General features: G+C 44.5%; 22 protein-coding genes. 10 read left to right on the forward strand and 12 right to left on the reverse strand.

Annotated features, from left to right (window positions below; genetic code table 11):
• Nucleotides 1-2: 2 nt before the first annotated feature.
• Nucleotides 3-224 (reverse strand): sulfurtransferase TusA family protein, encoded by a 222-nt coding sequence (locus tag VEZ01S_RS00410; protein ID WP_021712028.1) that lies wholly within the window; start codon nt 222-224, stop codon nt 3-5.
• Nucleotides 225-427: 203 nt separating this feature from the next.
• Here VEZ01S_RS00410 and bepA point away from each other — a divergent pair, with 203 nt between their 5' ends.
• Genes bepA through VEZ01S_RS00425 form a run of 3 tightly spaced genes read left to right on the forward strand, consistent with a single transcriptional unit; the run spans nt 428 to nt 2,697 of the window.
• Nucleotides 428-1,897 carry a beta-barrel assembly-enhancing protease gene (gene bepA / locus VEZ01S_RS00415; protein ID WP_021712029.1) on the forward strand — a complete coding sequence of 490 codons (1,470 nt, stop codon included), beginning with the start codon at nt 428-430 and terminating at the stop codon, nt 1,895-1,897.
• A gap of 12 nt (nt 1,898-1,909) precedes the next feature.
• On the forward strand, nt 1,910-2,260 hold the full coding sequence (gene arsC / locus VEZ01S_RS00420) for an arsenate reductase (glutaredoxin) (RefSeq protein WP_021712030.1): 351 nt from the start codon (nt 1,910-1,912) through the stop codon (nt 2,258-2,260).
• Nucleotides 2,260-2,697, forward strand: coding sequence for a DUF2069 domain-containing protein (locus tag VEZ01S_RS00425; protein WP_021712031.1), 438 nt, complete (start codon nt 2,260-2,262; stop codon nt 2,695-2,697). The genes arsC and VEZ01S_RS00425 overlap by 1 nt, the downstream gene beginning before the upstream one ends.
• A gap of 134 nt (nt 2,698-2,831) precedes the next feature.
• Here VEZ01S_RS00425 and VEZ01S_RS00430 read toward each other — a convergent pair whose 3' ends face one another.
• The gene (locus VEZ01S_RS00430; protein WP_021712032.1) at nt 2,832-4,064 is read right to left on the reverse strand and encodes a DUF2066 domain-containing protein; all 1,233 of its coding nucleotides are present in this window, start codon (nt 4,062-4,064) and stop codon (nt 2,832-2,834) included.
• 105 nt (nt 4,065-4,169) lie between these two features.
• Nucleotides 4,170-4,796 (reverse strand): uracil phosphoribosyltransferase, encoded by a 627-nt coding sequence (gene upp / locus VEZ01S_RS00435; RefSeq protein WP_021712033.1) that lies wholly within the window; start codon nt 4,794-4,796, stop codon nt 4,170-4,172.
• 292 nt (nt 4,797-5,088) lie between these two features.
• Between upp and purM the strand changes: the two genes are divergently transcribed.
• From purM to VEZ01S_RS00450, 3 genes are all read left to right on the forward strand, one after another.
• Nucleotides 5,089-6,129: a phosphoribosylformylglycinamidine cyclo-ligase gene (purM, locus tag VEZ01S_RS00440; protein WP_021712034.1), complete on the forward strand. Its 1,041-nt coding sequence runs from the start codon at nt 5,089-5,091 to the stop codon at nt 6,127-6,129.
• 2 nt (nt 6,130-6,131) lie between these two features.
• Nucleotides 6,132-6,719 (forward strand): phosphoribosylglycinamide formyltransferase, encoded by a 588-nt coding sequence (gene purN / locus VEZ01S_RS00445; protein ID WP_021712035.1) that lies wholly within the window; start codon nt 6,132-6,134, stop codon nt 6,717-6,719.
• Between the two features lie 158 nt (nt 6,720-6,877).
• Nucleotides 6,878-7,978 (forward strand): S1 family peptidase, encoded by a 1,101-nt coding sequence (locus tag VEZ01S_RS00450; RefSeq protein WP_021712036.1) that lies wholly within the window; start codon nt 6,878-6,880, stop codon nt 7,976-7,978.
• On the opposite strand, the gene VEZ01S_RS00455 is transcribed toward VEZ01S_RS00450, so the two are convergent.
• Together VEZ01S_RS00455 and lpcA are read right to left on the reverse strand one after the other, a co-directional pair.
• Nucleotides 7,975-8,817 carry a class II glutamine amidotransferase gene (locus VEZ01S_RS00455; protein WP_021712037.1) on the reverse strand — a complete coding sequence of 281 codons (843 nt, stop codon included), beginning with the start codon at nt 8,815-8,817 and terminating at the stop codon, nt 7,975-7,977. The two genes, VEZ01S_RS00450 and VEZ01S_RS00455, sit on opposite strands and share 4 nt — an antisense overlap.
• Before the next feature lie 35 nt (nt 8,818-8,852).
• Complete coding sequence (gene lpcA, locus VEZ01S_RS00460) at nt 8,853-9,431, reverse strand: D-sedoheptulose 7-phosphate isomerase (protein WP_021712038.1); 579 nt, start codon at nt 9,429-9,431, stop codon at nt 8,853-8,855.
• A 300-nt stretch (nt 9,432-9,731) separates the two neighbouring features.
• Here lpcA and fadE point away from each other — a divergent pair, with 300 nt between their 5' ends.
• Nucleotides 9,732-12,179, forward strand: a complete 2,448-nt coding sequence (gene fadE / locus VEZ01S_RS00465) for an acyl-CoA dehydrogenase FadE (protein ID WP_021712039.1) — start codon at nt 9,732-9,734, stop codon at nt 12,177-12,179.
• An 86-nt stretch (nt 12,180-12,265) separates the two neighbouring features.
• Here fadE and dnaQ read toward each other — a convergent pair whose 3' ends face one another.
• Entirely contained in the window at nt 12,266-12,988 is a 723-nt protein-coding gene (gene dnaQ / locus VEZ01S_RS00470) for a DNA polymerase III subunit epsilon (RefSeq protein WP_021712040.1), read from the reverse strand.
• 58 nt (nt 12,989-13,046) lie between these two features.
• On the opposite strand from dnaQ, the gene rnhA reads away from it, so the two are divergent.
• Nucleotides 13,047-13,511 (forward strand): ribonuclease HI, encoded by a 465-nt coding sequence (gene rnhA / locus VEZ01S_RS00475; RefSeq protein ID WP_021712041.1) that lies wholly within the window; start codon nt 13,047-13,049, stop codon nt 13,509-13,511.
• A 23-nt stretch (nt 13,512-13,534) separates the two neighbouring features.
• On the opposite strand, the gene VEZ01S_RS00480 is transcribed toward rnhA, so the two are convergent.
• A complete protein-coding gene (locus VEZ01S_RS00480) occupies nt 13,535-14,260 on the reverse strand; it encodes a class I SAM-dependent methyltransferase (RefSeq protein WP_021712042.1) in 726 nt (241 codons plus the stop codon).
• 38 nt (nt 14,261-14,298) lie between these two features.
• On the opposite strand from VEZ01S_RS00480, the gene gloB reads away from it, so the two are divergent.
• Both gloB and VEZ01S_RS00490 read left to right on the forward strand, forming a co-directional pair.
• Nucleotides 14,299-15,057, forward strand: coding sequence for a hydroxyacylglutathione hydrolase (gene gloB / locus VEZ01S_RS00485; RefSeq protein ID WP_021712043.1), 759 nt, complete (start codon nt 14,299-14,301; stop codon nt 15,055-15,057).
• 107 nt (nt 15,058-15,164) lie between these two features.
• Nucleotides 15,165-16,754 (forward strand): LysM peptidoglycan-binding domain-containing protein, encoded by a 1,590-nt coding sequence (locus VEZ01S_RS00490; protein WP_021712044.1) that lies wholly within the window; start codon nt 15,165-15,167, stop codon nt 16,752-16,754.
• On the opposite strand, the gene VEZ01S_RS00495 is transcribed toward VEZ01S_RS00490, so the two are convergent.
• The 5 genes from VEZ01S_RS00495 to accA form a co-directional block, all read right to left on the reverse strand.
• Nucleotides 16,738-17,625 (reverse strand): endonuclease/exonuclease/phosphatase family protein, encoded by an 888-nt coding sequence (locus VEZ01S_RS00495; protein WP_040889833.1) that lies wholly within the window; start codon nt 17,623-17,625, stop codon nt 16,738-16,740. The two genes, VEZ01S_RS00490 and VEZ01S_RS00495, sit on opposite strands and share 17 nt — an antisense overlap.
• Nucleotides 17,626-17,730: 105 nt before the next feature.
• The gene (gene glnB / locus VEZ01S_RS00500) at nt 17,731-18,069 is read right to left on the reverse strand and encodes a nitrogen regulatory protein P-II (protein ID WP_021712047.1); all 339 of its coding nucleotides are present in this window, start codon (nt 18,067-18,069) and stop codon (nt 17,731-17,733) included.
• Between the two features lie 115 nt (nt 18,070-18,184).
• A complete protein-coding gene (locus tag VEZ01S_RS00505) occupies nt 18,185-18,496 on the reverse strand; it encodes a c-type cytochrome (RefSeq protein WP_021712048.1) in 312 nt (103 codons plus the stop codon).
• A 4-nt stretch (nt 18,497-18,500) separates the two neighbouring features.
• Nucleotides 18,501-19,832 (reverse strand): tRNA lysidine(34) synthetase TilS, encoded by a 1,332-nt coding sequence (gene tilS, locus VEZ01S_RS00510; protein WP_040889863.1) that lies wholly within the window; start codon nt 19,830-19,832, stop codon nt 18,501-18,503.
• 110 nt (nt 19,833-19,942) lie between these two features.
• The gene (gene accA, locus VEZ01S_RS00515; protein ID WP_021712050.1) at nt 19,943-20,902 is read right to left on the reverse strand and encodes an acetyl-CoA carboxylase carboxyl transferase subunit alpha; all 960 of its coding nucleotides are present in this window, start codon (nt 20,900-20,902) and stop codon (nt 19,943-19,945) included.
• Nucleotides 20,903-20,943: the final 41 nt, after the last annotated feature.

The following is a 20,943-nucleotide window of genomic DNA, read 5'->3' on the forward strand; positions in this document are numbered from 1 at the left end:
AGTTACTCTTTAATTATGGTTACGTGATAAATCTCAGCGTATTGCTTAACATCCACAAGCATACCCTGACGTAAAAAATAGGCCTTCATGTCGTTTACAGAAATTAAATCTGCCACTAAAAATGTAAGGCTTTGAGAAATGTGTAATACCCTACTTGCGCGCTTGGCCAACAGTAAAGTCATCGGACATCGTTCTTCAGTAAGATCAATGATTTCGACTGACATATTTGAACGTGTTCTATTTATTCTAAATACGCCTATTGTAAATCTTTTTTAGTTCAAAACCACCATTATCCCGTGTTAACCTAGTGACTAAGTTGTTAACAATTGTCATTTTGCTCTTTTCAAGAAACCAAATAGACTCTGTAGGGTCTTACCATTAGATAGCCCTCTTTTAAATGGAACTCGGATCTCACGTTACTTAAACAATGACTGCCACGAATTTAAAACGCAAAGCCTCGATATTAGCGACGCTATTAAGTGCATCCTTGTGCTTTGGTGCCCAAAGCTTTGCTAACTCAACAGACTTACCCGATATTGGTACAACGGCTGGCGCCACTTTGACCATAGATCAAGAGCGTCACTACGGTGATGCCTATATGCGTATTCTTAGAGCCAGCCAACCTATCGTCAGTGATCCTGTTTTAAGTGAATATGTTTCCAGTCTAGGCTATCGACTGGTAGCCAATGCATCGGACGTTAAAACGCCCTTTACCTTCTTTTTGATTCGTGACCGAAATATCAACGCCTTTGCCTTTTTTGGTGGGCATGTTGCGTTACACACTGGGTTATTTTTGCACGCGAATACCGAAGGCGAATTAGCCTCTGTGGTTGCCCACGAAATTGCCCACGTTACCCAGCGCCACTTAGCAAGGCGCATGGAAGATCAAGCTCGCAAAACGCCCGTCACGATAGCCGCTTTGGCCGCTTCTATTTTATTAACCATTGCTGCTCCTGAAGCGGGTATTGCCGCGATTACCGCCACGCAAGCAGGCTCAATACAAAGTGCGATTAACTATACGCGCAGCAATGAAAAAGAAGCAGACCGAGTGGGCATGAGCACCCTAATAAAAACAGGCTATGATCCACATGCTATGCCTCATTTCTTTGGCCGCTTAGCCGATCAGTACCGCTATGCCAGCAAACCGCCTCCTATGTTGCTGACTCACCCATTGCCTGAAGACCGAATCACAGACACCCGTGCACGCGCAGACGCCTACCCATCAAAACCGGTAGTTCCTGTACTTGAGTTTCATATGGCAAAGGCGCGCATTGTGGCACGCTATGTCGGTATCAACAGCGATGGCGCACTAGATTGGCTAAAACGCAAAGAGAAGTCAGCCCCAGCCAAGATAAAAGCGGCCTATCGATACGGCAAGGCGCTGGTTTATTTGGACACTAAAAAACTCGACAAAGCCGAAGCTCTACTTGTTCAATTGCAAAAAGAGTTGCCGAACAACAACTTTGTTTTAGACGCGCTTTCCGACCTAAATATTGCTAAGAAAACACCACAGAAAGCACAGCAACTGTTGGAAGATGCATTAAAAACAAAACCTCGTAATCCAACGCTAGAGATCAATCTAGCCAATGTTTTGATTGAACAAGATAAAAATAAAGAAGCCGTTCGGCTGCTACAGCGATACACGCACAGTAATCCAGATGACAGCAACGGCTGGCACCTATTGAGTAAAGCACACGCTAATTTAGGGGACTCGGCAAACGAAGTGGCCGCTCGTGGTGAACTGTACGCTCTTAGCGCGAACTGGAATCGTGCCATTCAAAGCTTTACCCAAGCCGCACAATTGTCTGAATTAGGCAGCTTGCAACAAGCGCGCTTTGATGCACGTATCGATCAGCTTTTACAACAACGCGACCAGTTTATGGCGCTCCAAAACTAAAAAGGAAATTTCATGTCTGTTGTTATTTTGCATAACCCTCGCTGCTCAAAAAGCCGTGAGACATTAGCCCTATTAGAAGAAAAAGGTATCGCACCAGAAGTCGTTCTTTATTTAGATGCTGAGCTGACTTTGGACTCACTACGTACTCTTTACGCACAACTAGGTCTTACTGAAGTACGTCAAATGATGCGAACCAAAGAAGCCATCTACAAAGAATTGAACCTAGGTGATGCTTCTGTCACTGACGAAGCACTATTTAGTGCCATGCTAGAACATCGTAAACTGATTGAGCGCCCTATTGTTGTTGCCAATGGCAAAGCAAAACACGGCCGTCCACCAGAGCAGGTCTTAGAGATCCTATAATGCCCAATTCTCATGCCATAGACATGGCTCCAACAACCAAGCTATGGCTACGAACGGCTCAGATAGGCCATTTTGCATTGCTAGCTTGGGTACTACTTTGGCACAGCGTCATTTCACCCGCAGCAGAAATTAATCCTTGGTTTCTCACCATAGCGTGGTCTGTGCCTTTATTGTTTCCAATAAAAGGGCTGCTGGCGCAAAAACCTTACACCTTTGCTTGGGCCAACTTTATTCTATTGCTCTACTTTCTACACTCGCTGACGTTAGTGTATGTAGATGAGGGTGAAAGAGCCTTGGCTATCATTGAGCTTCTTATTACCAGTATCACCTTTATCAGCAATACACTCTATAGCCGATTACGTGGCAGAGAGTTAGGTTTAAAACTGAAAAAATTATCGGAATATAAGCACGAAGAAGAGCAACGTTTTGGCTCTTAGGCTCAGGCTCTTAGACACTTAGCCGCTTAAGCGAATAACCAATAAAAAGCCCCTGAATGCTACCATTCAGGGGCTTTTTTAGTTCACTATTTCGTCTAGTTTAGGCTCAACACACTAAGAGATTGCGCCCTAAGCTAAGATTGCCATTCATAATCCAGAGTCTGATGTTGTGGCACCTCTTCCGTCAGCGCTTCTTGCGCTGTAGGCTGTTGCACAGGCGCTGGTAGTGATTCCTTATCGGCTGATGGCACATTGCCGGACAATTCCTCACCTGATGGCGACACGGTCCCTGCTTCATTGCTACTCTCGACGCGAGTCGAGGTAGCTGGCTCAGGAGATGCTACCACTGGCTTAGCCAATTTATGCACTTTATTACTTCTTAGTAATTGGCGCTCAAAGTCAGCTTTGTCTGTAATTAGGTTAATACGAAAATCAACATCGTCACCTTCAACTTGGCTCAGTTCCACCGAAGCAACACTTGATAACCCTTCTAGCATTCGTTCAATGCTAAAAAAGGAAAACGCATCTTCAACACCGGAGAAGGTGACATCAATGGATGAGGCCACTTCAGCACTGCGTTTACTTGAGCTTTTATTGGCGTAATAACGACCTAAATCAGCCACTAAGGCTTCCGTTACTTGCTTGTTCGTACCCGAGGCTTCGCCAGAAACAGGCGTTAATGCGCTGTCCGCGATAAACTGAGGCTTATCGTCATACAATGCCCAGCGTAAGCGTTGTTGATTGCCCTTACGGCTAATACGAGCCACCACCACAGCATCAACGTTATAGCGATGACTGCTGCTGGCTATCTGCTTAGTAAAACCACCCCATAGCTCTGTAGGTTTGATGCTAGTAACGTCATCTATATCCCCAACAGGTACAATAATAGGTAGCCCTTTTTGGCCCGCGACATATCGTAAATTAGCGACAGACGTTCTATCGGACTGCTCCCAACTGATGGTTCTATCGTATCCGTTGTCTTCAACAATCCACACCAATAGGCGAGCACGCTCTTCCGGCCAATACGGTAAATTTGCCTGAGCCAATAAAGATTGAATCTGTTTAGAGTTAAAAGACATCTTTAAAATAGGTTGATCATCTTTTTGAGATGTCTTAATCGTCGACAAAAAGCGACTGCTTTGAGTAATGGCCTTTTGTACAACAGGGTTATCTAAAGAAGCTGAATCACCCGTTGCTCGTACAATCACCTCTCTCATACCTTCACGGCGTGCTAATTCTTCACCGCTGTATTTGGCCCCTTCTTGTTGCTCAACAACAACAGCATCGGTATCAAACACGTTCACTTTGGTGACCGCAAGCGCAGAAAAGGAGGTTAATGTGGCTAGCAAACAAGCTAATAGTCGCATAAATAACTCAGTAGTATTAAGTAGTTAGGAAATAATAAGCGAAGATAGGAAAACCAACAAGTAGAGCCCATTCAAACGTGCTCTACTGCATAGTTTTATTGAACGTTATTTAGTACCGAAGATCTTATCGCCCGCATCACCAAGACCTGGAACGATGTAGCCTTTGTCATTCAAGCATTCGTCGATAGCAGCGGTGAATAGTTCGATATCTGGGTGTGCTTTTTCAAGCGCTTCGATACCTTCAGGAGCGGCAACCAAAACCAGTGCTTTAATAACTTTACAGCCTTTTTCTTTCAATAGATCAATGGTTGCGATCATAGACCCGCCAGTAGCAAGCATAGGATCAACCACTACAGCGATACGTTGATCGATGCATGATGCCAACTTATTAAAATACGGTACAGGTTCTAATGTTTCTTCGTCACGGTAGATACCTACAACACTAATCTTAGCGCTAGGCATGTGCTCTAATACACCATCCATCATGCCAAGACCGGCACGTAGAATAGGGACTACTGTCACTTTTTTACCTTTAATTTGGTCAATTTCAACTGAGCCGTCCCAACCTTCGATGGTCACACGCTCAGTTTCCAAATCAGCAGTTGCTTCGTAAGTCAGTAGGCTACCCACTTCTGTCGCTAACTCTCTAAAACGTTTAGTGCTGATATTGCCTTCACGCATCAAACCAAGTTTATGCTTTACCAGTGGGTGCTTAACCTCAACAACTCTCATAACTTTCTCCAATCGGATTCTAATAAACCTTCGAATTATATACCCAAACCATCCCAAGTTACGAGTGACATAAGTCTTAGTGAACAATTAATTCTGAATTCGATGTGCAATCGACACATTTGCCAATTTAACGGCATTTGCCGGGGATTTTGTGGTTATTTTTCTCTCATATAAAGCGCTGAAATCAACAACAAGCATAAATAACCGCGCAAACGTTTGCTATTGTCGATTATCCCTTGTTAGAATAGCGCCGATTTTTCTTCCCTAACTTTATCTAAACGAGGAATTTCCCGTGAGTAGTAACAAGGCTTCTCTTAGCTACAAAGATGCTGGTGTAGACATTGACGCTGGCAACGCACTGGTTGACAAAATTAAAGGTGCTGTAAAGCGCACACGTCGTCCAGAGGTCATGGGTGGCATTGGTGGCTTTGGTGCATTATGCGAATTGCCAACCAAATATAAGCAACCGGTACTGGTTTCGGGTACAGACGGCGTTGGTACTAAACTGCGTCTTGCACTAGACATGAAAAAACACGACACCATCGGTGTTGATTTAGTGGCTATGTGTGTCAACGACCTTATTGTTCAAGGTGCTGAACCTCTATTTTTCTTAGATTACTATGCAACAGGGAAGCTTGACATAGACACTGCGGCTGATGTTGTTGCAGGTATCGCTGAAGGTTGTGTGCAATCAGGTTGTTCACTGATCGGCGGCGAAACAGCAGAAATGCCAGGCATGTATGAAGGTGACGATTACGATGTTGCTGGTTTCTGTGTAGGTGTTGTTGAAAAAGAAGACATCATTGATGGTACTAAAGTCGCTGCTGGTGATGCACTTATCGCAGTAGGTTCAAGTGGCCCGCACTCAAATGGCTACTCACTTGTTCGTAAAATCCTTGAAGTTTCTCAAGCGGATCTAAACCAAGATCTAGAAGGAAAACCTCTAGGCGAACACCTACTAGAACCAACAAAAATCTACATCAAATCAGCACTTAAAATGATTGAGAAGCACGATATCCATGCGATTTCTCACATTACTGGTGGCGGTTTCTGGGAAAACATCCCACGCGTTTTACCTGAAGGCACTAAAGCGGTTATCGATGGTAACAGCTGGAACTGGCCAACTATCTTCAACTGGCTACAAGAAAACGGCAACGTTGACACTCGCGAAATGTATCGTACATTTAACTGTGGTGTTGGCCTAATCGTTGCTTTGCCTCAAGATCAAGCTGAGCAAGCTGTTGAACTTCTTAAAGAAGAAGGTGAAAACGCTTGGGTTATTGGTCAAATTGCACAAGCAAATGGCGAAGAAGAGCAAGTAGAGATCAAATAATAATGACTAACATTGTCGTCTTAATTTCAGGGAATGGAAGTAATTTACAGGCTATCATTGATGCCTGTATTAAAGGCGACATTGACGGTCAAGTCAGTGCGGTTATCAGTAACCGCGCTGATGCATTTGGTTTACAGCGAGCACAGCAAGCCAATATCCCTACCCATGTAAAATCGCATACCGACTTCTCTGACCGAGAATCTTTTGATCAAGCAGTGATGAGCATTATTGATGACTATCAGCCCGATATCATAGTGCTAGCAGGTTACATGCGTATCCTTACCGACGGTTTTGTGAATCATTACCTAGGTAAAATGGTCAACATCCACCCTTCTCTGCTCCCTAAATACCCTGGCTTACACACCCACCAGCGTGCGATAGAAGCCGGAGACTCTGAACACGGCAGTAGCGTACACTTTGTCACCCCTGAGCTAGACAGTGGCCCTATTATAGAGCAATCTAAGGTATCGATTGATGCGCACGATTGTCCTCAGTCGTTATTAGCAAAAGTACAAAAAGCAGAACATACGCTTTACCCTAAAGTGATCCAAGATATCATTGCAGGCCGCGTGGTTTGGCAAGCGGAATAACTGAACACCCACATATCCCATCACTTTGATTTTCATCGAATTCCGTTTTTAGAGAACGATCTCAGATAAAAAATATTCCGCATTATTCGTCCATGTTGCATATGGCACACATCGTTTTATCCGCATAATATTGCTTATTTCTACTGACTGAGATTAATATGCGTGCACTATGGCTGATGGTTGTTTTTGTCTTGTTCACCGCAGGAGCACACGCGGCGCCTTCGCCTGAGAGCCAAAACAGTCCTTATATTATCAATGGCATTGATGCCAGTGTGACGAAATACCCTTCTTTTGTTAGCCTGTATTATAACCCTTCTGGTTATGGATCAGACAATCGTTACTATTCCTATTGTGGCGGCACACTGATCGCGCCCAAGTATGTACTCACTGCGGCCCATTGTATTTACGATAATCATTTAGCGCAGCTGTATACCTCGGTTGTCTTTTTGCCGCAAGACGAAATAATCAATCACCCTACAGTGGCGGGCTTTAGCCGACGTATTAGTAATATTTACTATCGAACGGATTATAACGACGACCTAGATGCAAGAATGCCAAATGATATCGCTATATTGGAGCTGGATGCCCCAAGACAAATTGGTGAGTCAGTTGACTGGGCAATCGATGAATCATATCGCCATGACGCCAATGCTCAATTTATTGCGGTTGGACACGGCACAACCAACGACGAAAGCACCCACAACCATGTTCTGCAAAAGGTCGCGTTGACTTTAGTAGACAATGAAACCTGTCGCCAAGAGTTTGGGGAAGGCATTACATCGTCACATCTTTGCTTTGATGGGGAATATAACCCACAAACTCAATTAAAGAATTCTACCTGCAATGGTGACTCAGGTGGCCCTTTATATTGGACCCACAATGGACGTAATATTTTGGTGGGTATTACCAGTTTCGGACCGACAATATGTGGCACGCCGCTGCGTAATTTAACCTCAGTATTTACCGAAGTGGCCGACTACGATTTTTGGATTACTGATGTTTTGAACAACCAAATTGACCCAGACATTACCGTTCATCTGCGTGTTGGCGAAAAGAATAGACAGACTGGTGTTGTGGAAACCGTAGGACATCAAGTTGAATCAGAGCAAGTTGTAGAGAAAGTGCCGACCAGTGAACCCGTTAGTGTGGATTCAAACAGCAATTCGAAAAGAAGTGGCGGGAGCATCGGGGGATGCGGGTTACTGTTAATAGGGTTATTGGCGACTCGACGAAAAGTAACCAATATCCCCTATTGTTAAAGTGCTTCTGTAGGCGCTTGGCAACGTGGCTTTGCTTCTGCATAGGCGACATCGGCTAAAGCGCTTGCGTTACCATCAATCACTTCACCAAACTGAAATAAGGTAAACTCACCCGGCTTAAGCCTGTGCCATACTTCATCTTGAGTCAGCGGTTGGGTAGCGATAATAGACACCACATCATTTGGTGTGGTTTCCTCTTGGAAGTTAATAGTGACATCTTCGTCAATTAAACTTGCCTTACCAAAAGGGGCTCTACGCGTGATGTAATAAAGGTGGTTTGTACAGTAGGCCAGTACATACTCACCGTCTGAAAGCAGCATATTAAATACGCCCATCTCTCTTAGTTCATCACACTTCTCTACCAAAAATTGAAACACCTCTTTCATATCTTGAGGTGGCTCAGGGTAACGAGCTTCTAGATTATCTAATATCCAACAAAACGCTTTTTCGCTGTCTGTTTCTCCCACTGAGCGGTGACGAGATACAGGTAGCGCTTGATAGCCTGTTAATTGGCCATTATGAGCAAAGGTCCAGTAACGTCCCCATAACTCACGAGTAAACGGGTGGGTATTTTCTAAATTGACCCCACCGCGATTCGCTTGCCTAATATGACTAACAACGGCACAACTCTTGATAGGATAGCTTTGTACCAACTCTGCAATTTTTGAATCGCAGCTTGGATTAGGATCTTTAAAGGTACGAAACCCTTTTCCTTCATAAAAGGTGATCCCCCAGCCGTCTCTGTGCGGGCCAGTATTACCCCCACGTTGAATCAGGCCGGTAAAGCTAAAACAGATATCTGTTGGCACATTAGCGCTCATGCCAAGCAGTTCACACATACAAATCTCCTACTAAGGTTTTCGTTGTTTCTAGATTAAGCTTCCATTTCTTTTTCGATTAATTGAATAATGATATGGATGATTTTAATGTGGATTTCTTGAATGCGATCCGCATACCCAAAGTGTGGTACGCGCACTTCAACATCCGCCACACCGGCCATTTTACCACCATCTTTACCGGTTAAGGCGATCGTTTTCATGCCTTTTTCTTTGGCCGCTTCAATGGCTTTTAAAATGTTGCCAGAATTACCCGAAGTAGACAGACCAAACAGCACGTCACCTTGTTGACCAACCGCTTCTACATAACGAGAAAATACAAAGTCATAGCCAAAATCGTTACTCACGCATGATAGGTGACTTGGATCTGAAATCGCAATACCAGGATAGCCAGGTCTGTTCTCACGGTAACGACCTGTCAATTCTTCAGCAAAGTGCATAGCATCACAATGAGAACCACCATTACCACAAGATAATACTTTACCGCCTTGCTTAAATGAGTCAGCAATCGTTTTAGCCGCTAATTCTATCTGTGCAATGTTATTGTCATCGGATAAAAATGCCTGCAAGACAGTAGCAGCTTCAGATAGCTCACTCTTGATAAGGTCTTGGTACATAGCCGATCTCTCCTAAATTTATATGCTGTTGGCGTAGCCTCGAATGTAACAAGAAAAGTTTAGCAGTGTCGAGAGCCATGTTGTCAGATTTCGCACTCAATTGTTTCATTGTCTACTATTGCACCACCTTTCCTACTCCTCCCCCACTGACGACTCATTTCACAAAACAAGCACCCTCACTCTTTACAAAATCTTAACATTTGTAATACTTAGATAACTGGTTCGACCTCTTACCTTTGTTTGTTGTGTTTCTAAGCTTAGATTTGGGTTGTGAATATGATCAACGGAGAGACCTTTTACATGGAAATATTTTTTGCTCTGCTCACTTTAGTAGTGGTTTCAGGCGCTTGCCTCTATCAACGAAAGTCTTTGTTTATCAGCTTTGTGGCGAACACTTTTGCATTGCTCGTGTGCTCATTGGTGCTTGGGGTTTCCTTTGTTGCTTGGTTTTTCCTACTCACTATTACCGCCTTCATGGTGTTTGACCAGTGGCGACAAAACACCGTAACCAAAAAGGTACTCAAGGCATTTAAAAGCGTGCTTCCCCCAATGTCTCAGACCGAAAAAGAAGCGCTGGATGCCGGAACAACGTGGTGGGAGGCTGAATTATTTCAAGGTAAACCCAATTGGCAGTTTTTAAAGGATATCCCTAAATCTGAACTGAGCGCTGAAGAAAAAGCCTTTCTTGATGGTCCCGTCAATGAGCTTTGCGCCATGATTAATGATTACGACATTACCCATGAGCGCGCCGATATGCCGCCAGAAGTGTGGCAGTTTCTAAAGGACAACAAATTCTTCGCCATGATCATAAAGAAACAATATGGCGGTTTGGAGTTCTCAGCTTATGCTCAAGCGCTTGTTTTACAACGATTAGCAGGATGCTCGATTGTCGTTGCTTCAACGGTAGGTGTACCAAATTCTCTAGGACCGGGCGAACTGCTACAAATGTACGGTACAGAAGAGCAGCGTGATCATTACCTTCCCCGATTGGCAAACGGGCAAGAGATCCCTTGTTTTGCATTAACCAGCCCAGAAGCCGGTTCAGATGCCGGAGCCATTCCCGATTATGGTGTTGTGTGTAAAGGCAAGTGGCAAGGAAAAGACGTACTGGGCATGCGTCTCACATGGAATAAACGCTATATCACCCTCGCCCCTGTTGCCACCGTACTTGGACTTGCTTTTAAACTCAGAGATCCAGAAGGCTTACTCGGTGATAAGGAAGATCTCGGCATCACCTGTGCGCTGATCCCTACCCAACTAGAGGGGGTGAAAATTGGTCGTAGACACTTCCCTTTAAATATCCCTTTTCAAAATGGCCCAACTCAAGCCAACAATTTATTTGTCCCTCTCGATTTCATCATTGGTGGACACAAAATGGCAGGACAAGGTTGGAAAATGCTAGTGGAGTGCTTATCCGTTGGACGCGCAATTACTCTACCTTCAACCAACACAGGGGGCATCAAAACCAACGCCCTAGCCATCGGTGCTTATGCGCGTATTCGTCGTCAATTTAAACAACCTATTGGTCGCATGGAAGGTATCGAAGAGCCACTGGCGCGTATTGCCGGCAGTGCTTACTTACTGGAAGGCGCCAACCTACTCACTATGGGAGCGATCGACAACGGTGCTAAGCCTTCGGTGATCTCTGCCATTGTCAAATTCCACTGTACTAATCTTGGGCAAAAAGCCGCCATCGATGCCATGGATATCGCAGGTGGTAAAGGAGTCATGTTAGGGCCTTCAAACTTCTTAGGTCGCGCCTATCAGGGATCACCTATCTCAGTGACCGTTGAAGGGGCCAATATATTAACCCGCTCGTTGATGATTTATGGTCAAGGGGCCATCCGCTGTCACCCTTATGTATTAAAAGAGATGGAAATTGCCCATTCAGAAGCGCCTGATGCACTCGCACAATTTGATAAAGCGCTGTTTGGGCACATTGGTTTTGCTATGAGTAATCTGTCACGCAGTTTAGTGTTCGGAATAACCGATGGTATCGGCTCGGATGCGCCAACAAAAGACGCAACTAAGCGGTACTATCAACAGCTCAACCGCTATAGCGCCAACCTTGCCTTTTTATCTGACATATCAATGGCATTCCTTGGGGGGTCATTAAAACGCAAAGAGCGTCTATCGGCACGTTTAGCGGATATGTTAGGGCAGCTCTACCTATGTTCCGCTATGTTAAAACGCTTTGAACTCGACGGCAGTCCAAAAGAGGATCTCGCTTTAGTGCATTGGAGCGCACAAGATAGCCTATTTAAAATTGAATCGGCGATGTACGACTTTTTGCTGAACTTCCCTGTAAAATGGGTTGGATTAAAACTGCGAGTATTATTGATGCCGATAGGACGCGTACGTAAAGCGCCCTCGGATAAACTTGATAGTCAACTGGCGAAGATCCTACAAACTCCAAGTGCGACTCGCACAAGGCTTGGACGAAACCAATACTTTGAGCCGTCTAAATACTGTGTCCATGGGCAACTAGAATTAGCATTAACCGTGGTGCTGCAAGCTGAGCCTATTTTTGACAAAGTCTGTCAACAGCTAGGGCAACGTCGAGCATTTACTCAGTTAGATAAGGTTGCAGAACTGGGTTTGGAGGCCAATATCATTAATCAAGAAGAAGCTGAAATATTACAAGAGGCAGAACTACACAGACTGAAAAGCATTAATGTGGATGATTTTGATCCTGAGCATTTACCTGCCAAAGTAAAACAAGAGCAAGCACTGTGTAGCGCTCATTAACCGCCGGTAAACATTCGTTCACAATGAAAATAGCCCTGAAGATTCAGGGCTATTAAGTCTTAATCAGTACAGCGTTTTTGATAACCTTACCAACTCAACTCATCTGAAATTAAACCAAGACGCTCGGCATGAGCGACTAACTCTTCTTCACTGGCTTGGATAATTCGTAAAGGTGCACGCCCCTCTGCGACCCGCTGAATCGTTGATCCTGCCGCCCCTTCAGAATTTCCACCACCAAACTGAATCGCCGTTTGACCACCGGTCATAAACAGGTACACATCAGCCAATATCTCAGCATCGAGTAATGCGCCGTGGAGCACACGAGCGGAAATATCGATAGTAAAGTGTTTGGCCAATGAGTCTAAGTTTTTACGCGCAGGCATATTGGGCAAGCGTTTTGCCATTGCCAGGGTATCGGTAATTTTACAGTAGTCTTGGGTTTTACCGACTGAGGCGCCTATTTTGCTAAATTCATAGTCCATAAAGCCGACATCGAAGGGCGCGTTGTGTGCGACTAGCTCAGCGCCATCAATAAACTCAAGAAACTCTTGATGAACGTCTTTATATTCGGGTTTATCGAGCAAAAACTCATCAGTAATACCGTGGACTGCAATCGCATCAGGCTGAATCTCACGATCAGGTTTAATATAAACGTGAAAGTGACGACCTGTTAATTTACGGTTTACTATCTCAACCGCACCAATCTCAATGATTCGATGCCCAAGATAAGTAGGACCGCCTTCGCGGTTCATACCGGTTGTTTCTGTATCGAGCACCACGATGCGGCGCGAATTGTTACTAGTATTCATAAAATTAAAACTGTGTCAGACTAAAGGTAAGGCTGTTATTAGGCAATCATATCAAATCATGAATAAACAAGTTGAGATTTTCACCGATGGCTCGTGCTTAGGTAACCCCGGTCCCGGTGGCTATGGCATCGTTATGCGCTACAAAGAACACGAGAAGCTAATTTCTAAAGGCTTCACAATGACCACCAACAACCGTATGGAAATGATGGCGGCAGTAGAAGGGCTAAAACTTCTTAAAGAGCCGTGCAAAGTGGTATTGACCACTGATAGTCAATACGTACGCCAAGGCATCACCCAATGGATCCATGGTTGGAAAAAACGAGATTGGAAAACATCCAATAAAAAGCCCGTTAAAAACGCCGACCTTTGGCAGGCTCTCGATGCAGAAAGTCAGCGTCATGACGTTGAATGGAAATGGGTGAAAGGTCATGCCGGTCACCGAGAGAATGAAATTTGTGACGACATCGCTCGCCAAGCTGCTGAGTCTCCTACCGACGAAGATACCGGTTATCAACCCTCTTAAGCTGACATTAGTGCGTTAGCGCACTAATGTTTAACTCGGCAATTCACTCTGACTGGGGCAAGGCGACGCTTTAGCTTCCAGTGAGGTTTGATAGGCTTTAATGGATAGGTTCGCTTGCGCGCAACAATAAAGTATTGACTGCAAAAAGGGTTGCCCCAATTCCCTATTCCATTTTCAAGCCAAGTCCATATCGCTCTTTGCTTTTTCACTGGCACCAACCCATAGCTGTCCATATGTACCACTTGATAGTTAAGAAGACTTAACCAATCTTTGACCCTATGTGGGGTAAACATTCGGCCACACCAAGGCATACTGCGTTTGCGCCATGGCATAAGACTATTTAGCCCTGATAAGCTAATTGGATTAAAACCGGTCAAAATAAGATAACCATCATCAATCATGACTCTATCCACCTCTCGCAGTAAACGATGCGGATCTAGACAATAATCCAATTGATGGGCCATCAATACTACGTCTATGCTCTTTTCTAAAAAGGGCAAATCATACGCATCAGCTATCACATTATGTATGGGATTTTTGATGTCTAGGTTGATTTGATGCTGAATATTACAGTTACAACTGGTAATCTCACAGCTTAAACCACCTAATTTAAGCATGTGGTAGCCAAATAATTTAGGGCACCACTCATCCAAACGCATCTGTATAGCGTCACGAACCCACTGATGTTTAGGCAGGTCATCCCATGAATGGGGTTGGGTTATTTTCCGTGATATCCGAGCTGGTCGCATTCAGCAGTCATCCGTAAAGAAACAATAGGAATATCTTAATGTTAGTCGTAAAAAGCATACCTGCATTTAATGATAATTACATCTGGCTTATTCACAATAACCAAGGTCAATGTGCCATTGTCGATCCGGGTGATGCAACTCCTGTTTTGGCGTACCTAAAAGAGCATGATCTGCAACTGACGACAATACTGCTCACTCATCATCATTCAGATCATATTGGTGGTGTATCAGAGCTTAAACGTGAATTTCCCGAAGTCACCATTGTTGGCCCGAAAAAAGACGCCGTAGCGGGACTGACACACTCTGTAGGATCAGGACAACAGTTGGAACTGTTTGGTGAGCACTTCTTAGTTCTAGATTTACCAGGACACACCTTAGGGCACATTGGTTTTGTCGGTGATGGCAAACTGTTTTGTGGTGATGTGCTGTTCTCAGCAGGTTGTGGCCGAGTCTTTGAAGGAACGCCAGCGCAAATGTGGCAATCACTACAAAAACTCGCGTCTTTGCCTGTAGAAACCGAAGTGTATAGCGCACATGAATACACCTCGAATAACTTATCCTTTGCCATGGCAATCGAACCGAGTAACCCACAGTTACAAATTTACCGAGAAAAAGTGAATCAGCTTCGCGCGCATCAAAAGCCTACGCTACCGACCACAATTGAACAAGAAAAGTGGATTAACCCATTTTTAAGGGTAGATATACCGGAAGTTATTAATTCAGTCGCACATAAAACTGATGATCTGACTCCTGAAGGGGTTTTTACCGCACTGCGTAAATGGAAAGATAGCTTCTAATTCAGTACACTCTGGCACAATATTGAATTTATGCCCATTGACTGGTTCATCAAACTTCGCAAGTGAGATAACGAACAATGGAAAAGACATTGCACGAAGGCTTTTGAATGAAATTGAAATACAGCTGGATATTAGCTCTGGTACTTACGGGCTGTCAGACTCCGCAGCAGCCCACTGAACAAGAGGTCACCGAGCTTCCTCCAACAACACAAGAAAGCCAAGTTGAGGTCGCGCCACCCGCTCAAGAAGCCCCTAAAGAAACGGCGCAACAGCCCGTAGAAGAAGTGGAAAAAGCGCCAGAGTTAACCCCTCAGCAGCAACAAGATTTATGGAAACGTATTGGCATGCAACTTAAGCTGCCTGTCGCTGACGATAAAAAAGTAGAATATTACCGCAATTGGTATATCAAGCACCCAAGCCACCTAAGAACGGTCTCGAAAAGAGCTGAACCGTATCTGTACCTGATTGTTGAAAAAATCGAACAGAAAAACCTTCCTATGGAACTGGCTTTATTACCTGTCGTAGAAAGCTCTTTTGACGCTTTTGCCTATTCTCATGGCAGCGCAGCGGGCCTATGGCAGTTTATCCCAGGAACGGGCAAGTGGTACGGCCTTGAACAAAACTATTGGTATGATGGTCGCCGTGATGTAGAAGCCTCTACTGACGCGGCGTTAAAATACCTAAGCGATCTTAACAATCGCTTTGACGGAAACTGGAATCATGCGATTGCCTCCTACAACAGTGGCGGTGGACGCGTAAGCAGTGCGATTCGTAAAAACCGTCGCCTTAACAAACCCACCGACTTTTTCTCATTGGAGTTGCCACAAGAAACCAGCGCTTATGTGCCTAAATTAATGGCGATTGCGGATATCGTGGCGCACCAAGAGAAATACGGCGTTGAGATCCCGCCGATTGAAAACAAGCCTGTCCTTGTTAAGGTTGACCCAAAAGAGCAACTCGATCTTGGTATTGCTGCTCAATATGCAGATATCACGGTAAAAGAGCTGCAAAGCTACAACCCGGCCTATAACCAATGGGCGACTGCGCCAGATGGACCGCATCAGTTATTAATTCCTATTGATAAGAAAGATCAGTTCATGGCTCAGGTTGAAAAAAACCGTGGTAAAGGCGTTAAGTTAATACGCTATAAGGTTCAACCGGGCGATAGCCTTGGCCTTATTGCGCAAAAGCACAACACCACCATTAAGGTTATTCAAACCGCGAATGGCATGTCTAATGTCAATATTAGAGCGGGACACTACCTGTTGATCCCGACTTCAACAAAATCAAACAGTGCGTACATTCTAAGTGCAGAAAATCGCCTCAAGCAGACACAATCTCGCAGCCGTGGAGACTACAAAGAAACGCATACTGTGAAATCCGGTGACAGCTTTTGGACTATCGCCAAACAGCACAATGTCTCTGTACAATCTTTAGCGAAATGGAACGGCATGGCGCCCAAAGATACTCTGCGCGTTGGTCAAAAGTTAGTTGTGTGGAAGAAGGGCTCTGCTGGCGCCGTCATGCGTACCGTTTACTACAATGTGCGCAGTGGAGACAGCATCAGCAGTATTGCGCATCGCTTTAAAGTACGCACCAGTGACGTGATCAAATGGAACAACTTGAACACGTCAAAATACCTAAAACTAGGACAAAAACTGAAACTGTATGTCGATGTGACTAAAGTGACGGTTTAGTCGGCATTAGCGCAAAACGTGCTAGCAAAGGATTATGATCAGAGGCGTCACTTGTTGGCGCCTCTGCTGTGATTAACTGCAAGTCACGATAATAGATATGATCCAATACATGCCCATTCATAAATTCTGAACGTTGCCCCCTAGGAAACTGCGCTTCTTTAAAATGCGCTTGCGACATAATAGCGCTCAATGCTTCCATTCGTGTATCACTCCACGTATTAAAGTCCCCACCAAAGAGAACCGGACCTTGATGTCGCTGTAACTCATCTACCAATGTCAATACCTGTTGCTGATACTCCTCAGTACCCGCAGTAAAGTTAATCGCATGCAAATTCCCCACAGCCAGCACAGTGCCATCGGATAACGGATAAGTGGCAAACAGGGCCGATTTAGGCAGTTGTAACCAAGGTTCTGAGTTCAAATGAGCACAGATGCGAATAGGGTAAACTGGGGCTAAATTGAGGACACCAGCGCTGACATCAAACGCTTCAAATGCTTTTGCTTGTTGCCCTACCCACTTGATTTGATACAACCAATCTTTAAATTCGTCAGTTAAACTCACCTCTTGCAACAGCGCGAGTTGCTTTCCTTGCAATAACTGATTGAGGACGGGTTTCCAGTTCTCTCTATTTTGCTTATAGAGATTCCACACCAACACATCAATCAATCCGTCGTTGTCCAATACCGCTCCGTTTTGCGCAAACTCCTGACACTCAAAAGGACTCTCCTGTTGGCTATCTGTAATGCCATCAGTGAGCAATATGTGTTGCGACGTTGGGACGAAAAACACACGGTTAAAGATTGCTACAACAGCAATGACTACTCCCAAAACAATGAATATAAACCAGCGTGTTTTTTTAAGCGATGCCATAAATCACCTGTTGCAGATAATGATTTTTAGTCCAAAATAACAAGCCCCCGCACGGTGGCAGGGGCTTAAAAGATGAATCTAGTATAAAAGGAATAGCACCTAAAATTAGATTGCGTCTTCGTCTTCTTCGCCAGTACGGATACGAACCACGCGTTCAACATCAGCAACAAAAATCTTACCATCGCCAATTTTGCCCGTTTGTGCCGTTTCAACAATCTTATCGATACATTGTCCAGCCACATCATCAGAGACTACAATTTCTAACTTAACTTTTGGTAGAAAATCAACCATGTACTCAGCGCCACGGTATAGCTCAGTGTGACCTTTTTGACGTCCAAAGCCTTTTACTTCAGATACCGTCATCCCTGTAATACCGACTTCTGCCAATGCCTCTCGTACATCATCGAGTTTAAAAGGCTTAATGATAGCTTCAATCTTTTTCATTTCTACTCCCTAATTTGTTTAGCCAATTGCAAGTCCAAGTATTATCAATGTTTTTCCCAAAATTACCAAATAGGAATTCACCAATATTTCGTTATGCCAAGGCAAAACCGTATGATTATTTCATTGAAGCATAGTAAGCCGCTAAATTTTCCATATCTTGCTCATTGAGTAATGACGCTTGCGCCTGCATCACCACAGCTAAGCCACCGCTTCTTTCTTTGGCTTTATAAGCTTTTAGTGAGCTCACAATGTACTTAGCATTTTGTCCGTTTAGATGCGGGTAGCCGTCGATCATCGACTTACCATTTGCTCCGTGACAAGCCGCGCAGATCTGTGCTTTTGCTTTACCCGCTTCAATATCTGCAGCATTCGCCGTTGCACCGATAACTGATGCTAAAAGAGCGGCTACAACGAGAGACTTTTTCATAATATTACCTTGTTGATTGTATTTTTTCCCAATAAAAGCGGTGACTTGACCCAGTAAAGTCTCGGCATACAAATAAATCGCCAACCGCTACCACTTTATCGTTATACATCAAAATAGGTATCTGTGACCGTTTCCATGGTGGAATTTGATACTCCTGAAACAGTTTTTTTAATTTTCGGCTACCCACTCGCCCTTCGGGGTGAGCGCTCAAACCACTAGGATTAAACTGAACCCAAACGTTTTCATCCATATTCGCCATGCGAACGCCAAGACCAAACTCGCTGTTATCACTCACCGTAACACAGCCCAATGAGTGTGGCAGTTCCATCCTTTCGTTGAGACGTAAAGCTGACTGCCAGCCTTGTGCAAGGCTTACCTCTTCAACCAGATGAATCGAGTTTTGGAAACGACGTACCGTAATACAGCCAATAACCAGTTTAGGGTTCGCGTCTTGAGCGGCACTGATCACTTCATTAAACAATAAGCTCAGTTGCTTACGACTTGGCATTGGTAAGTGGTGGTGTTTAAACCATTGTCGCAGTAAACGATGGCGAATCGCTTCAGATACAGCACTTAACCGTTCAATACACAAACTGCGATCGGGATTCAGTGCTTGCTCATATTGATGTTGCAATAGCTCATCAAGTAGTTGCTCTTGCTCAAAACACAACTCTGCACTGCGCAGCGCATTTTTTTGTATTTCCGGCCAACGACTCGACAGCTTAGCCACCACTTCATGTCGTAAAAAATTTCGGTCAAACTGAGTGTCTTGGTTGCTTTCATCTTCTACCCACTCAAGTGTATGAGCCTTAGCATAATTATGCAGTTGCTGACGAAGCAACGAAAGAAAAGGTCTCACCAATAAACTGTCATTGAATACCGAACAAACGCCCATGCCTGCCAGCCCTCTAGGGCCACTGCCTCTTTTTAACGCCAGCAGTAAAGTCTCAAGTTGGTCATCGGCATGTTGTGCGGTTAATAACAGATCACCTTGACGCAAGTGTTTCGCCAGCAGCTCATAGCGAGCCTCTCTCGCTTGCGCTTCTAGGCTTTGCTTACTGTGACGATCTAGGTGAGCGTGTTCGACGAAAAAAGGCACTAAAGCGGCATCACACCACTGCTGACACTGCGCTGTCCAATAGGGCGCATTTTGACTTAATCCGTGATTCACATGCACGGCGATGACGTGTGAGGTTGGGTTTTGAGCACGATAACGAGCCAGACAATGCAGCATCACACGAGAGTCTAAGCCACCGCTCAACGCCAATACGATTTTTGAATCAGCACGTCGATAAGCCTCAATCACTTTGCAAAAAGTATCGAAAATAATGTCCACTGCATTTCTCACTATGTTCAAGCTCTTTAAAAAATAGACCAAACCAAAAAAGGTGAGCTAGTGCTCACCTTTGTTATTATCTTATTATTTGCCGTTGAGCAAATTTTAGATTAGCAGTAACCGTAGCTCATCAAGCGCTCGTAGCGACGCTCTTGTAGCTCTTCTTCATTTTTGCTATCTAGCTCTTTTAATTGGCTAATCAATACCGCTTTAATATTCTCAGCGGTGCCCACAGGATCTCTATGTGCGCCACCTAGAGGTTCAGTGATGATTTCATCAATTAAGCCGTACTCTTTCAAACGTGGAGCAACAAGGCCCATCGCATCTGCCGCTTGTGGGGCTTTTTCTGAGTCACGCCATAAGATAGAAGCACAACCTTCTGGAGAGATAACCGAGTACGTTGAGTACTCAAGCATGTTCACGTAGTCACCGACACCAATTGCCAATGCACCGCCAGAACCACCTTCACCCACAACGTTACAGATAACTGGAACGGTAAGACCAGCCATCGCTTTTAGGTTGGTTGCAATCGCTTCTGATTGACCACGCTCTTCCGCACCAACACCAGGGTATGCACCCGCAGTATCAATAAAAGTAATGACGGGCATGTTAAAACGCTCAGCCATCTTCATTAGACGAAGGGCTTTACGGTAGCCTTCCGGTTTTGGCATACCAAAGTTTCGGATGACTTTCTCTTTGGTTTCACGGCCTTTTTGATGACCAATAACCATTACTGGACGTCCATCTAGACGAGCCATACCACCAACGATAGCTTTGTCATCGCCAAACGCACGATCACCGCATAATTCATCAAATTCTGTGAAGGCATTTTCGATGTAATCATAAGTGTAAGGACGTTGTGGGTGACGAGCTAATTGAGCCACTTGCCACGCACCTAGATCACTAAAAATTTTCTTTTTCAGTTCTAAGCTTTTCTTTTCAAGAGAAGTGATTTCTTTATCTAGATCGACTCCATCTCCTCCACCGTGGCGACTGACATCGCGTAGGGCTTCAATTTTAGCTTCAAGCTCTGCAATTGGCTTTTCAAACTCTAGAAAGTTCAAACTCATCTAGCATTCCTTCATCTTTTTGCTCTGAATACAGGGTGTTC

The sequence above is a fragment of the Vibrio ezurae NBRC 102218 genome, from assembly GCF_000467185.1.
Lineage (GTDB): Bacteria > Pseudomonadota > Gammaproteobacteria > Enterobacterales > Vibrionaceae > Vibrio > Vibrio ezurae.

Excerpts from the sequence above, each read along its gene's own strand:
- VEZ01S_RS00505 (WP_021712048.1), bottom strand. The coding sequence starts at position 18,496 with ATGAAAAAGTCTCTCGTTGTAGCCGCTCTTTTAGCATCAGTTATCGGT.
- VEZ01S_RS00425 (WP_021712031.1), top strand. The coding sequence starts at position 2,260 with ATGCCCAATTCTCATGCCATAGACATGGCTCCAACAACCAAGCTATGG.
- rnhA (WP_021712041.1), top strand. The coding sequence starts at position 13,047 with ATGAATAAACAAGTTGAGATTTTCACCGATGGCTCGTGCTTAGGTAAC.
- VEZ01S_RS00480 (WP_021712042.1), bottom strand. The coding sequence starts at position 14,260 with ATGCGACCAGCTCGGATATCACGGAAAATAACCCAACCCCATTCATGG.
- lpcA (WP_021712038.1), bottom strand. The coding sequence starts at position 9,431 with ATGTACCAAGACCTTATCAAGAGTGAGCTATCTGAAGCTGCTACTGTC.
- upp (WP_021712033.1), bottom strand. The coding sequence starts at position 4,796 with ATGAGAGTTGTTGAGGTTAAGCACCCACTGGTAAAGCATAAACTTGGT.
- glnB (WP_021712047.1), bottom strand. The coding sequence starts at position 18,069 with ATGAAAAAGATTGAAGCTATCATTAAGCCTTTTAAACTCGATGATGTA.
- VEZ01S_RS00410 (WP_021712028.1), bottom strand. The coding sequence starts at position 224 with ATGTCAGTCGAAATCATTGATCTTACTGAAGAACGATGTCCGATGACT.
- dnaQ (WP_021712040.1), bottom strand. The coding sequence starts at position 12,988 with ATGAATACTAGTAACAATTCGCGCCGCATCGTGGTGCTCGATACAGAA.
- arsC (WP_021712030.1), top strand. The coding sequence starts at position 1,910 with ATGTCTGTTGTTATTTTGCATAACCCTCGCTGCTCAAAAAGCCGTGAG.
- purN (WP_021712035.1), top strand. The coding sequence starts at position 6,132 with ATGACTAACATTGTCGTCTTAATTTCAGGGAATGGAAGTAATTTACAG.
- VEZ01S_RS00455 (WP_021712037.1), bottom strand. The coding sequence starts at position 8,817 with ATGTGTGAACTGCTTGGCATGAGCGCTAATGTGCCAACAGATATCTGT.
- bepA (WP_021712029.1), top strand. The coding sequence starts at position 428 with ATGACTGCCACGAATTTAAAACGCAAAGCCTCGATATTAGCGACGCTA.
- VEZ01S_RS00490 (WP_021712044.1), top strand. The coding sequence starts at position 15,165 with ATGAAATTGAAATACAGCTGGATATTAGCTCTGGTACTTACGGGCTGT.
- fadE (WP_021712039.1), top strand. The coding sequence starts at position 9,732 with ATGGAAATATTTTTTGCTCTGCTCACTTTAGTAGTGGTTTCAGGCGCT.
- VEZ01S_RS00495 (WP_040889833.1), bottom strand. The coding sequence starts at position 17,625 with ATGGCATCGCTTAAAAAAACACGCTGGTTTATATTCATTGTTTTGGGA.
- accA (WP_021712050.1), bottom strand. The coding sequence starts at position 20,902 with ATGAGTTTGAACTTTCTAGAGTTTGAAAAGCCAATTGCAGAGCTTGAA.
- VEZ01S_RS00450 (WP_021712036.1), top strand. The coding sequence starts at position 6,878 with ATGCGTGCACTATGGCTGATGGTTGTTTTTGTCTTGTTCACCGCAGGA.
- VEZ01S_RS00430 (WP_021712032.1), bottom strand. The coding sequence starts at position 4,064 with ATGCGACTATTAGCTTGTTTGCTAGCCACATTAACCTCCTTTTCTGCG.
- gloB (WP_021712043.1), top strand. The coding sequence starts at position 14,299 with ATGTTAGTCGTAAAAAGCATACCTGCATTTAATGATAATTACATCTGG.